Origin of the sequence: Aerosakkonema funiforme FACHB-1375, assembly GCF_014696265.1 — a bacterium.
Taxonomy (GTDB): domain Bacteria; phylum Cyanobacteriota; class Cyanobacteriia; order Cyanobacteriales; family Aerosakkonemataceae; genus Aerosakkonema; species Aerosakkonema funiforme_A.
In genome coordinates, this window is record NZ_JACJPW010000045.1 from 1 (window position 1) to 12,049 (window position 12,049).

Here is a 12,049-nt window from a genome sequence, read left to right on the forward strand (position 1 = left end):
TCAAACCACACTCAGGACAATGGAACAATTGAGAACCACCCAGCTTGGGATGAACTTGACCACAACGGGTACAAGTCTTGCTGGTGTATTCCTCGGTTACATCAATCAATTTACGAATCTTAGTTCGCATTCGATGGGCTGCTTGCTTCATCCGTCGTCGTCGATTTCGACTTTGCTCTTGTCTCAGTTGATCGTGTAGGCAGAGTGCAATGCCCACCAGAGTAGAACCGCAATACCGCCGAGTACCAGCAAGGCTGAAATTGCGATCGCTTTCGGGGTATCGGCTCCCTCAAATTTCATGATGCCACGGTTTAAGTCGGTCATAGCGCTGTGATATCTCCTGCGTACTTAGCGCTGCAATGGTTGGTCGCAAAACGTTTCTTAGTCTAGATTAGCGATCGAAATACCTATCGTCTATGACTCTGATGGGTGAGAAACGAAAACTTTTGTTAAGACTTGGGTGGTATTAGCGAGGAAAAAGATCTGTGAAGTTAGCGCTGCTAATTTTGGCTGTTGTGGTAGGGTTGTTACTCCTGTTTGAACTGGGACTGCGTTTGCTGTTTGGTTTCGGCAATCCTCCAATTTATGTTGCTGATGAGCAAATTGGTTATTTGCTAGCACCGAATCAACGAACTCGTCGCTTTGGCAATCGCATTGAGATCAATCAGTATTCGATGCGGGGGTCTGACATCAGTAAGGAGAGATCCGCTTCGACATTGCGGGTGTTGCTGTTGGGGGACTCGATCGCTAACGGGGGTTGGTGGACGGATCGGGACTATGTTATTTCCGAGACGATCGCCGCACAACTGCGATCGTCTGTTCTTGGTAATAAATTTAACCAAATTGAAGTGCTTAATGCCTCGGCTAATTCTTGGGGGCCAAGGAATGAACTTGCTTATATAGAGCGTTTCGGCACGTTTGGCGCTCAAGTAGTAGTTTTGCTGATCAATACAGATGATTTATTTGCTACAGCGCCTACTTCTATACAAGTAGGACGCGATCGCAATTATCCAGAGCGAAAACCTGTGCTAGCTTTGGCGGAAGTGTTTGGCAGGTATGTATTGCCAGCGCCTCAACTGCCGGAGTTGGCAACGGTGAATGCTGAAGAGGGCGATCGCGTTAGCCGTAATTTAGCAGCCATAGAAAAAATTCAGGCGATCGCCCGTCAAAGCAATAGCCATTTTCTACTAGCAATGACACCCTTATTGCGGGAGGTCGGCAGTCCTGGCCCCCGCGATTACGAACTCAAGGAACGTCAGCGTCTGACTGACTTTACCCAAAGTCGGCAAATTATCTACATAGATTTTTTACCCTTGTTCAACTCAGCACAGCTGGCAGAACCTTTATACAGAGACCATATTCACCTCAGCCCTCAAGGGAATCGCCTAGTCAGCGAATCGATTGGCCGCAAGATTTTAGATTTCCAAATTTAGATTGCCGTCTGGAATTGCCAATCTGAAATTGTGTTATATCTTGAGGCTCGGCTGATTGGCACGCTCCAATTCTCGCGAATGCCAAACTTGACCGTCGAGTGCCATCTGTTCGATTAAACTTGCTAAGCGCAAGGCTTTGAGAGCTTGTTCGCCACCAACAGAAGGTTGATTGCCGCCCCGCACGCAGTTGACAAAATGCTCCAACTCTGCATGGAGTGGCTCAATATTGCTGGTGTAGACTTTTTCAATCAAACCGTCTTGCCGATAAAGTACTTGACCGTAGTCGGTCATGTAGTTGGCCGTTGTCTGGCGGTGAATCAGAATTTCATTGTTGAGAAAATCTGCTTCCGTCAAAGAGTTTTTACAATGGGCCGCAATGCGACGGATTTTTCGATGAGTGACCTTGCTGGCCGTCAAAGTGGCCACAATGCCATTGGCGAAGCCCAGGGTGGCAGTCACATAATCTAAATAGCCAGAATCGGAGGCGCGGCTACCGCTAGCTGTCAGCTTGACCACAGGCGCTGCTGCCAATTCCAGCAACAGGTCGATGTCGTGGATCATTAAATCCAAAACGACAGAGACATCATTGGCCCGATTCGAGTAGGGGCTCATACGGTGCGCTTCCAAAGCAAGCAATTCTTCGGTTTTCAGCACTTTGCCGAGCTCCTGAAAAGCTGGATTGAAGCGTTCGATGTGACCTACTTGTAGAATTCGTCCTGACTCAGCTGCTGCATTGACGAGGGATTCAGCTTCGGCAATACTGGCGGCGATCGGTTTTTCGATGAGGACGTGAACCCCATGTTGCAGACAGGTCATTCCGACTGCATGATGCAGTCGGGTAGGTACTGCGATGCAGACTGCTTCCACATGAGGAAGTAGGTCTCGATAATGTTCAAAAAAGCGAACTCGATACTTACTGGCTGTATCCAGACCGCGCTCGACGTTAATGTCGGCGACACCTACCAGTTCGACATCTTTAAGTAAACTGAGAACACGGGTGTGATGCTGTCCCATATTGCCCACCCCGATGACCCCAATTCGCAACGGTTCCGGTTGATTTCGTTGCACGTAAGCGTTCGCAAATCTCACGGAGATGCTATCTTGCACTCTGTTATGCTCCTCCACCACTTTGGGTCTTATCCGAGTCGAGGCCGGGTCGCCCCGCCCTTACGCCGTCAAAAACCATCAAGATGGTAGCACAGTGTCCTTCTTGATTAAGAATTTCTAAGTTGAGTTTATGTTCCTACACATTAGAAGTTGATCGAAAGGTCTTTTTGTAGTAAAGGCGACCTATGTGCAGACCGTAGAGTTATATTTACAACATATGACAAGGGTGAGGAAAAAGTGGTAAAAGCGGTTATTTTGCTGTCTGGGGGGTTGGATTCGTCAACCGTTCTATATCAAGCAAAGGCTGATGGATGCGATTGTTACGCTCTTTCGTTTGATTATCGACAGCGCCATCGGCGGGAGTTGGAAGCGGCAAGGGCGATCGCTTTGTCTGCTGGTATCGCAGAACACCAAATGGTCAACTTTGATTTGCGCCTGTGGGGTGGTTCTGCTCTCACGGATGTAAAGATTGATTTACCTAGCGATCGCTCTCTCGCTGATATGTCTCAAAATATCCCCATCACTTATGTGCCAGCCCGCAATACCATATTTTTGAGTTTTGGGCTAGCTTATGCGGAAGCCATAGGTGCCCAACGAGTTTACATCGGCGTCAATGCTTTAGATTATTCCGGTTATCCAGATTGCCGTCCCGATTATATCCAGGCAATGCAGGAAGTGTTTCGCTTGGGCACGAAACAAGGTCGGGAAGGAGAAGCAATAAAAATTATAACGCCTTTGATTAATTTAAAGAAAACCGAGATTATTCAATTAGGAAATAGCTTAGCTGTACCTTGGGAAAAAACTTGGTCTTGCTACGCTGGCGAAGAATTGGCTTGTGGAGTTTGCGATTCTTGTCAGTTGCGTTTGGCAGCTTTTGCCGAATTGGGATTAAAAGATATGCTGCCTTATTCAATCCTGAAACAATTTTAAGGTTTTTCCATAACTAAAGGTCGGTGTTTGAGTTGTTGGTGCGGCTGTCATTGTCTGGTGCGATCGCTTTTTGTTCTGAGGAGTCATATCTATTGCTGTGTTGCAGAAAATCCGGTGAGGCTTCTAGGCGTCGAATGCGAATTTGATGCAAGCGCGGCCCTTCAGTAGAAACAACCGTAAATTCCAGATTTTTATACTGTAAAGTTTCTCCTGGATTGGGAATTTTTTGCAGCTGGTAAAGGATAAAACCACCTAAAGTTTGATACTCGTAGATAAGAGGCAAATTCAAATCTAAAAGATCGTTGAGTTCCTCTAAGTTCATCTGCGCTTGTACCAGAAAAGTTTGCTCGTCCAAACTTTGGACAATTACTTCTTCGTTACTATCTAATTCGCCACTATCGCCAATGATTTCGGCAATCAGATCGTTGAGGGTAAGCAAGCCAGCGGTGCCGCCAAACTCATCGACTACCATTACTATTGATTGGTGCGATCGCTGCATCATTGCCAATAATTCGCTCAAGGGAGTATATTCTGGTACAAATCTGACTGGGCGAATCCACTGCTGAATTGGTGTTTCCAGAGTCAAGATACCTTGGGCTAAAGGTTCGGCTAGTTCGATGAAGTCAATGTAGCCGCGAATGTCATCCAGGGATTCTCCCATGACGGGATAGCGAGAGTGTCCTGTGGCGGCGATTTCGTTCAAGAGTGTATGGAAGGTGGCGGTGCTGGGAATAGCCGCTATGCTGGTGCGGGGAACCATCACTTCTCCAGCCAAGACATCGCCAAATTCAAATACGTTTCGCAGCAGTTCTCGTTCTTCTGCTTCCAGTCCGGTGGATTCGCTGGAGGTGGTGATAATCCGTTGCAATTCTTCTGGGGTAACAGGCGGTTTCCAACCTTGTCCTGTGTAGCGGATACCCACAAGTCGCAACAGCAAGCGGGTGGATTGATTGAGAATCCAGATAAAGGGTTTGAAAAAGCGGGCGATCGCCAGACTCAGGGGTGCTAAAATTCTTGCTAATTGCTCGGAGTAAAGCATGGCGACGGTTTTGGGGCAAAGTTCTCCCAAAACAATCTGCAAGTAGGCGATCGACAAAAAAGCCATCGGTACGGCTAGAGTATGGGCGATCGCAATACTCATCTTTTCCGGTAGAGGCAGGTGCGCCATCCAGTTCGCCACCAGGACTGCCATTGTACTTTCGCCAATCCAGCCTAAAGCCAAACTGGAGAGAGTGATACCGAGTTGGGTTGTAGAGAGAAGGCGATCGATACTTTGTTGCAGGTGTTGTACTGCTCTAGCCTGGGCATCGCCAGAATCTACCAAATGGTTGATGCGCGATCGACGCACCGAGACTATGGAAAACTCAGCGGTAACAAAAAAAGCATTGATTGTAATGAGCAGCAGCACCGACAATAACCGCAGCACGGTGTCTGGCCACGTTAGGAAAGAAACTTGACTTAATCCCCGCTCAGCGACCGAGACAAGCACAAAGGCGGTAACCATTTGTAAAAAAGGCACGTATGCCAAAGGCAAAAGACAAAATCCAAACCAAAAAGCAGCAACCATAAGTCAGAATTCAGAAGCCGTTCCGATCGTGCTTCTGTTGATTTTTGACTTTTGCCTTCCTATCTTACTGGAATATCAGAGGTTTGGAGCCGCAGTTGTTGATCCGGGTAGTCCGTCAGGGTCAGGGAAAGTCGATCCGCGCCTTCAAGTACAGAGGTAGGGATACTCACCGTTCCCGAAAATGACTCCCCGTTGGGAGGCAATTCTCCTGGTAGGCCCTCTGCGCTGGCGCTCAAGGGACGACCCCGGTTATCGGTGACATCCAAAAAGCTGTATAAAAATTTTACTGGCTGGTCGCCCTCGTTTTTCAAGCTGACATCGAGCAGTAAAGTGTCTTGCTGCTGTTGCACCGATCGAATTTCGAGGGTAACGCCTTTATCTTTGGAAACGATCGGAAATGCCGCATTGGTTGCAGTAGATTCAGATGGTGAAAGTGATTTAGTTCGCTTTTCGCTAGCCTCATCATTTTTGTCTGCCTTAGCTTGCTTCCCTTTACCCTGCTTTCTGACGTTGACACTTTTGATGATATCTGCTTCTTTTAACATTACCAGGGGTTGTGTTCCCGCCGGTGTCTCCTTATAATTTTTCGTTTTGGCTGTTGGGCGAGCATCCGGTTGACTTACGCCTTTGAGAGCTTCGTGTCCCAAAGCAAATCCCCACATTCCGCTTACCAGGCCAGCCCCAAGCATCAGAACCAGCAAAACTAAAGTTAACGCTACAGTCGAATTCAACTTCATAGTTAATACGGTTTTACCCTAATTTCCCTACTTTCGATCCAGCTGACGATTTATATCTTAGTTAATATCTAAGGGTTGTCGAACTAAGCTGACTGATTATACAATAGGAAGGCGGCTTGCTCAGGACGAAAGGATCTGTGGCAAACGTGCGATCGCAAATTACCTAAAATACTCCGCGCCCTTGGCTGATTGGGGAAGTAGGGAAACGCTCGTTCGCGAAAGAGCTAATATAATACAAGGGTAACTACAAATCTACGGCAGTTGGCCGAGCGGTTTAGGCAGCGAACTCATAATTCGCCCCAGGCAGGTTCAACTCCTGCACTGCCGATATTCAGATCAAATAAACCATTGTCTAACTCCCAGTGACAGTTTGGACATAAGGCGGCTATATTATTTCACCTCAAGAGGTTTTTGCCGTTTCGCTCTCATTGCTAAAATAGGCGTTTCCGATCCCCTAAAATCGATTGATTCGCTTTCATATTAGTGCGATCGCACTAAATCGCACTGTATCCGAGATTATCTGAGCTTATCGGAGCGGGGAAATAATCCTCATAAACCGGGTTTCTCCTGGTTTATCGCAACGGCTCTTGCGGATTTATGGGAAAAAATGCTTGTTCTGTTACAGTTGAGTTCGATGGTGGGTGACGGCACGAGAACTAAATTATCGATCGAATGTAGGGGCGGGGTGACCCCGCCCCTACTTATCGCCCGTGCCTAACCCACCCTACGATTAGATAAGTTTGTATTATCACCACAAAAACGGGAGAGCCACCCAAAGAAACCCGATTTCTTCTCACCGACAAAAAATTGAGCGAAACCCTAGCGCGGCGGCTGTTCCTGGTAGATAAACTCTGTGCCGGGAACCGAGGTGTTTCCTTTATAGGAATTGAAAGAAGGTAGTTGAAGCAAGGAACTATTATAGGGATTAGGCAAATCTGGAGTGCGAAGGTACGGATCGCTCGATGTCTGTTCTCTTAGGACATTCTTGTATAGTTGGTGAATTGCTTTAGCATCGCTGTTAATTTCATTTTCCACATAAGGGCCGAAAAGCAAATTTAACTGCCGTTCAATAGAACGATTTCTGAAAGCTTCTCTATCGTGGCTGAAGAAAGTGCGATCGAATAATTCATCAATACCGTAACTTCTTGGACTGATGTATGTTCTGCGTGGGTTTAAGGGTTCTGCATTTGCCTGAGAAGCAAACGCAAACAGGGTACAAAAGGTACTCACCATCGCAGCACCTATAAGACCGCTACGCCGTATACTCATAACTTTCACCCTCACTTTTCCCAAATATTAACCTATCTTTGGGTCTAAGATCGTTGTTGGCTCTTTCTAATTATCAACTGTAATGACCAGTGGAATCAAACAGTCAGGCGATTTAGCTGTTATTTCGGTGACTTCGGATCTCTCGACGCTGCGCCAGCAACTTCTAGATTTATTCTGCCAACTGGCTTATAAAGAAGGCGATTTTCTTCTCTCTTCCGGTCAGCGTAGCACTTATTACATTAATGGTAAATTGGTAACGCTGCATCCTCACGGAGCTTTGGCGATCGGACGTATTTTGTTATCGATGTTACCTACGGATACTGAGGCAGTAGCAGGTTTGACTTTGGGTGCAGATCCGATCGTCTCTGCCGTCAGTGTAGTTTCTGCTTATGAAAATCGTCCAATTCCGGCTTTGATTATCCGCAAAGAAGCCAAAGGACACGGTACGAAAGCATACATCGAAGGCCCGGAATTACCGCAAGGTGCAAAAGTGGTGGTTTTGGAAGATGTGGTGACGACTGGCGGTTCGGCGCTGAAGGCAGTTGAGCGACTGCGAGATGCGGGATATGTGGTTGAGGAAGTGATTTCGCTGGTGGATAGAAAACAGGGTGGTGCTGAGTTATACCAATCTGTTGGGTTGAAGTTTGAGGCGGTGTTTGCGATCGGGGAGATTCAGGAGAGATATAAGCAATTGAAAGTTTAAACTAAAGTTGGAAATTGCTAATTCTAGCCGTGATTTGAAAGGCACGGCTAGATGAGGATATTTATAGTAATGCAGGTGATAAAGTAGTGTTGATGATAGTATATAATTGTATAATTTAAATAAGAAAGCGTAAAGTAGAATTTTCAGGAAAAAATAGTAATGGCACAAACACCAGATAATGAAAACAAAAGGGTGAGATGGACAGATGAAATGCTGGACAAATTAGCCTCAGATGTTTCGGAACTAAAAGAAACTGTTTCGGAACTAAAAGAAGGCGTTTCGGAACTAAAAGATAGCGTAGATGGTGTGAGGATTACAGCGCAGGCTTTGTTACAATTAGCAGCGCAGCAACAGCAAGAAAATGAAGCTAGAAAAGCTGAATTAGCAGCGTGGAAACAAGAAAATGACCGCCGTTTTAACGAATTGGAAGAGTGGAAACGAGAAAGCGATCGCCGTTTCTATACGTTACTAGATGAAGTGCGTTATTTGAATAGAAGAGGCGATCGTAATAATGGGGAAAGTCAGCAATGAAAGTGGTAAAGTAGTGTGGAAGATGGGAAGATAATTAAATAATTTCGATGGAGTCAGTCAGGTGGGAATTGGAGGAGAAAATATTTATGACACCAACTCCAAATAATGAAAACAGAAGGGTTAGATGGACAGATGAAATGCTGGACAGTTTAGCTACTGATGTTTCGGAACTAAGAGAAAGCGTTTCGGAAATGCGAGAAAGTATCTCGGAAATGCGAGAAAGTATCTCGGAAATGCGAGAAAGTATCTCGGAACTAAGAGAAAGTTTTTCTGAAGTCAGAGAAAGTGTTTCTGAAGTTCGAGATAGCATAGATGGGCTGAGAATTACAGCGCAAGCATTGTTACAGGTAGCAGCGCAGCAACAGCAAGAGAATGAAGCTAGAAAAGCTGAAATAGCAGAGTGGAAAGAGGAAAGCAATCGCCGGTTTTATACATTATTGGAGGAAGTGCGTTATTTAACTAGAAAAGTCGATCGTAATAATGGGGAAAGTCAGGAATAAACGTCGTGAAGTGTTTGCTATAGCTAACCAATAAGTAAGGTAAAATACTATGATTACTGCTACAAATATTAAACATTGAAGTGATAAATTTATATCCCAGGATTATCTGATGTTAAGCTTTACTGATGGAATACATAATAATTTTCAGCGTAATTATAGAGATAAATTAGCAAAATCACGAATAGCTCTACGGTATTGATTATTATTAAAAAATAAATCTCCGTTGTTGTGTTTTGCACCTGGAACTAACAGCAATTGTTTGCGATAAGATGCAGCTTTATAAAGTTTTTCGCTCATTGTATAAGGAATCATGGGATCGTCAACACCATGAACGAATAAGGCAGGTATTCGTAAAGATTTAACTTTCTTAATAGAGTCAAAGCGATTAGTTAAAAGTAACGAGATTGGAAATATCCGAAAGTAAGGGTAACGGGCGATTTGATTTGCCATAGAAGTGAAGGAGCTTTGGACGATTAATCCCGCTGCTTCTGGGTGTTTTATAGCTAAATCAATAGCAACTGCGCTTCCTAATGAATGACCGTAAATAAAAATGCGATCGCTAGGAATTTTTTGCTGATTTACGAGATAATTCCAAGCTATTTCTGCATCTTGATATAATTGTGATTCTGTTGGGAAATTACCTTTGCTTTTGCCGTATCCTCGGTAATCAATTAAGAAAACTGAAAAACCTAATTGCTGAAAGCGATAAGCTTGGTTAATGTTAGAACCAATATTTAATCCTCTGCCGTGTAAATAAAGTAAAGTTCCTAAGTTTGATTTTTTAGCTTGTATCCACCAACCGTGAATTTCACCGCCACCTAAATTTTTAGGTACTGGTAAATAAATATTTTTGTAATTTATCTTGTAGAAGTCAGGAGTTTTCTGAAAATTATGTGTTGGTAGGAAAATCAAGCGTGGCTGTACAAAGAATAGGATAACGCAAATTAACGTATAAACAATGAATAAAGTTGAGCATATTTTGAAAAAAAGTTTTCGTTGAGATTTTCGCATATTTACTCAACAGCGGGGTAAGCGATGCCACTATTATACTCGTATACTAGAACATAACTGCGAATAAAGTTTTCATCAATGGGACGATTATCTGAAAGTTTGATTAACTTAGTTTGTGGGAAAGGTTCAGGTAATTTGTGACAATGAGAAATAACATATAATGTTTTTACTCCTATTTCTCCATTTTCTTTCTCCCACAAACCTTCATTTTGAGTTGATGGTAGGCATTTTTCAAGTAGGTTATTTGTCAGATGAGTGTTTGGTTTTGGATCTAGTTCAACTAACTCTAAAATAGCCTCATATCTAACCAAACTATCTTCACCTAAAGCAAAATAAATTTTGCGGTGTCCGTGAGTTTTTACAGCTAATTCAGCAGATGTCCATTTTAAATAGGAACGAAAAGTAATCCGTTCTTCAGGGTTTTTGTTACTGGCATCTTCAAGATGTTGTTGATAATTACGGCAAAATACAGCACAATTTGGAGTAGTTTTGATTTTTGATTGTAAACTCATTTTTAAGATATCCTTAGTAGTTAAGGTGGGCAATGCCCACCCTACTATATTAACCTTGAACTACTGGCTCTTTAGCCAAAAACTTCTCCAATTCTTCTAATGCTTCGGCGTCAACTTTTGTCTGCATCGGGCAGAATTTCGGGCCGCACATCGAGCAGAATTCAGCGGTTTTGTAGATATCTGCTGGGAGAGTTTCGTCGTGATATTCTTTGGCTCGATCGGGATCTAATGCTAACTCGAATTGGCGGTTCCAATCGAAATTGTAACGCGCTTTGGAGAGTTCATCATCGCGATCGCGTGCGCCCGGACGACGGCGGGCAATATCGGCAGCATGGGCAGCTATTTTATAAGCAATTAACCCATTTCGCACGTCTTCTGCATTCGGCAAACCTAAGTGTTCTTTTGGTGTTACATAGCACAGCATCGCCGTACCGTACCAACCAGCCATCGCCGCACCGATCGCAGAAGTGATATGGTCGTAACCGGGAGCAATATCTGTTACCAATGGCCCCAGCACGTAGAAAGGTGCTTCCGAACACTCTTCCATTTGCTTCTTGACATTAAATTCAATTTGATCCATCGGTACGTGACCTGGCCCTTCCACCATCACCTGTACGTTATGTTCCCAAGCTTTGCGGGTGAGTTTGCCCAGAGTTTTCAATTCCGCAAGTTGGGCAGCATCCGAAGCATCGTGAGTGCAACCGGGACGGAGAGAATCGCCTAAACTGAAAGAAACATCGTATTTCTTGAAGATTTCGATGATATCTGCGAAGTGGGTGTAGAGAGGATTTTGTTTGTGGTGATGCAGCATCCACCGGGCGATGATACCGCCACCGCGAGAAACTATTCCGGTAATGCGACTTTTCACCAAAGGCAAGTATTCAATTAGAATACCCGCGTGAATCGTCATGTAATCTACGCCTTGTTGGGCGTGCTTTTCGATGATGTGCAGAAAGTCATCCGGCGTCAAATTTTCCATTTTGCCGTGAACGCTTTCTAATGCTTGGTAAATCGGAACAGTACCGATGGGAACTGGGGAAGCGTTGATAATGGCAGTGCGAATTTCATCCAAATTACCGCCGCCGGTGGATAAGTCCATCACGGTATCGGCACCGTATTTCACCGCTTGTTTCAGTTTAGTCAGTTCTTCCTCAATACCGGAGGAGTTGGGGGAAGCGCCGATGTTGGCGTTAACTTTACACTTAGAGGCGATGCCGATGCACATGGGCTCTAAGTTAGTGTGATTGATATTGGCGGGGATAATCATTCGTCCCCGTGCCACTTCGTCGCGAATCAAGTCAGCTGGGAGATTTTCCCGTAGGGCGACGTGTTGCATTTCTTCAGTGATAACGCCTTGGCGGGCGTAGTGCATTTGAGAAACGTTACTTTGCCCGCGACGCTTCGCTACCCATTCGGTACGCATATTAATTTCCTCGAATAAACAGCTTCCCTCCGCCGGTATTACCCGGACTCAGGTGCAAAGGGTTTGTTCTCAGCCCGGTTTGAGGGGCACCCCTAGCTATGGCTGTTGATTGTAGCATCCGTTTGGGTTACATAGAAGCAAGTATGAAAATCTTAATGGGTGTGTTTGCGAAAAAGTAACGGTAACGGTATATTCGTGGCGGAATCGCTGTGCTTGAAAATCTGCGATCGCTATAAAGTAATTTTAGGCTGTAAATTTCTTGATGGAAAATGCCATATTTTTCCTTTTTATTTTTTTTAGCAGTTATGTATTGCTGCCACGAAAAT

14 protein-coding genes, 1 tRNA gene and 1 riboswitch are annotated in these 12,049 nt (G+C 44.7%); of the genes, 6 read left to right on the forward strand and 9 right to left on the reverse strand.

Features of this window, described 5'->3' with window-relative positions; translation table 11 throughout:
• Together H6G03_RS38855 and H6G03_RS18105 are read right to left on the reverse strand one after the other, a co-directional pair.
• A partial coding sequence (locus tag H6G03_RS38855; protein ID WP_322111932.1) for a zinc ribbon domain-containing protein occupies nt 1-151 on the reverse strand: 151 nt, incomplete at its 3' end.
• A 32-nt stretch (nt 152-183) separates the two neighbouring features.
• Nucleotides 184-324 (reverse strand): hypothetical protein, encoded by a 141-nt coding sequence (locus H6G03_RS18105; protein WP_190466195.1) that lies wholly within the window; start codon nt 322-324, stop codon nt 184-186.
• 161 nt (nt 325-485) lie between these two features.
• On the opposite strand from H6G03_RS18105, the gene H6G03_RS18110 reads away from it, so the two are divergent.
• Complete coding sequence (locus H6G03_RS18110; RefSeq protein WP_190466197.1) at nt 486-1,433, forward strand: SGNH/GDSL hydrolase family protein; 948 nt, start codon at nt 486-488, stop codon at nt 1,431-1,433.
• Nucleotides 1,434-1,466: 33 nt separating this feature from the next.
• Here the strand turns inward: H6G03_RS18110 and H6G03_RS18115 are convergent, their stop codons facing one another.
• Nucleotides 1,467-2,540, reverse strand: a complete 1,074-nt coding sequence (locus tag H6G03_RS18115; protein ID WP_407650749.1) for a Gfo/Idh/MocA family oxidoreductase — start codon at nt 2,538-2,540, stop codon at nt 1,467-1,469.
• Nucleotides 2,541-2,777: 237 nt separating this feature from the next.
• On the opposite strand from H6G03_RS18115, the gene queC reads away from it, so the two are divergent.
• Nucleotides 2,778-3,470 (forward strand): 7-cyano-7-deazaguanine synthase QueC, encoded by a 693-nt coding sequence (queC, locus tag H6G03_RS18120; RefSeq protein WP_190466201.1) that lies wholly within the window; start codon nt 2,778-2,780, stop codon nt 3,468-3,470.
• Nucleotides 3,471-3,483: 13 nt separating this feature from the next.
• Here queC and H6G03_RS18125 read toward each other — a convergent pair whose 3' ends face one another.
• Nucleotides 3,484-4,974 carry a hemolysin family protein gene (locus tag H6G03_RS18125; RefSeq protein WP_190466331.1) on the reverse strand — a complete coding sequence of 497 codons (1,491 nt, stop codon included), beginning with the start codon at nt 4,972-4,974 and terminating at the stop codon, nt 3,484-3,486.
• 122 nt (nt 4,975-5,096) lie between these two features.
• Entirely contained in the window at nt 5,097-5,774 is a 678-nt protein-coding gene (locus H6G03_RS18130) for a hypothetical protein (RefSeq protein WP_190466204.1), read from the reverse strand.
• 255 nt (nt 5,775-6,029) lie between these two features.
• Here H6G03_RS18130 and H6G03_RS18135 point away from each other — a divergent pair.
• Nucleotides 6,030-6,102: transfer RNA gene (locus tag H6G03_RS18135), tRNA-Ile, on the forward strand.
• Nucleotides 6,103-6,593: 491 nt separating this feature from the next.
• Here H6G03_RS18135 and H6G03_RS18140 read toward each other — a convergent pair.
• Nucleotides 6,594-7,043: a hypothetical protein gene (locus tag H6G03_RS18140; RefSeq protein ID WP_190466207.1), complete on the reverse strand. Its 450-nt coding sequence runs from the start codon at nt 7,041-7,043 to the stop codon at nt 6,594-6,596.
• 82 nt (nt 7,044-7,125) lie between these two features.
• Here H6G03_RS18140 and pyrE point away from each other — a divergent pair, with 82 nt between their 5' ends.
• From pyrE to H6G03_RS18155, 3 genes are all read left to right on the forward strand, one after another.
• On the forward strand, nt 7,126-7,746 hold the full coding sequence (pyrE, locus tag H6G03_RS18145; RefSeq protein ID WP_190466209.1) for an orotate phosphoribosyltransferase: 621 nt from the start codon (nt 7,126-7,128) through the stop codon (nt 7,744-7,746).
• Nucleotides 7,747-7,905: 159 nt separating this feature from the next.
• Nucleotides 7,906-8,277: a hypothetical protein gene (locus H6G03_RS18150; RefSeq protein ID WP_190466212.1), complete on the forward strand. Its 372-nt coding sequence runs from the start codon at nt 7,906-7,908 to the stop codon at nt 8,275-8,277.
• A gap of 86 nt (nt 8,278-8,363) precedes the next feature.
• Complete coding sequence (locus tag H6G03_RS18155) at nt 8,364-8,777, forward strand: coiled-coil domain-containing protein (protein WP_190466215.1); 414 nt, start codon at nt 8,364-8,366, stop codon at nt 8,775-8,777.
• Nucleotides 8,778-8,930: 153 nt separating this feature from the next.
• Here the strand turns inward: H6G03_RS18155 and H6G03_RS18160 are convergent, their stop codons facing one another.
• The 3 genes from H6G03_RS18160 to thiC are packed head-to-tail and all read right to left on the reverse strand — an operon-like array spanning nt 8,931 to nt 11,723.
• Complete coding sequence (locus H6G03_RS18160) at nt 8,931-9,788, reverse strand: alpha/beta hydrolase (protein ID WP_190466218.1); 858 nt, start codon at nt 9,786-9,788, stop codon at nt 8,931-8,933.
• A 2-nt stretch (nt 9,789-9,790) separates the two neighbouring features.
• Nucleotides 9,791-10,300: a hypothetical protein gene (locus tag H6G03_RS18165; protein ID WP_190466221.1), complete on the reverse strand. Its 510-nt coding sequence runs from the start codon at nt 10,298-10,300 to the stop codon at nt 9,791-9,793.
• Nucleotides 10,301-10,349: 49 nt separating this feature from the next.
• Complete coding sequence (thiC, locus tag H6G03_RS18170; protein ID WP_190466224.1) at nt 10,350-11,723, reverse strand: phosphomethylpyrimidine synthase; 1,374 nt, start codon at nt 11,721-11,723, stop codon at nt 10,350-10,352.
• A 7-nt stretch (nt 11,724-11,730) separates the two neighbouring features.
• Nucleotides 11,731-11,827, reverse strand: a riboswitch (TPP riboswitch).
• Between the last annotated feature and the right edge of the window lie 222 nt (nt 11,828-12,049).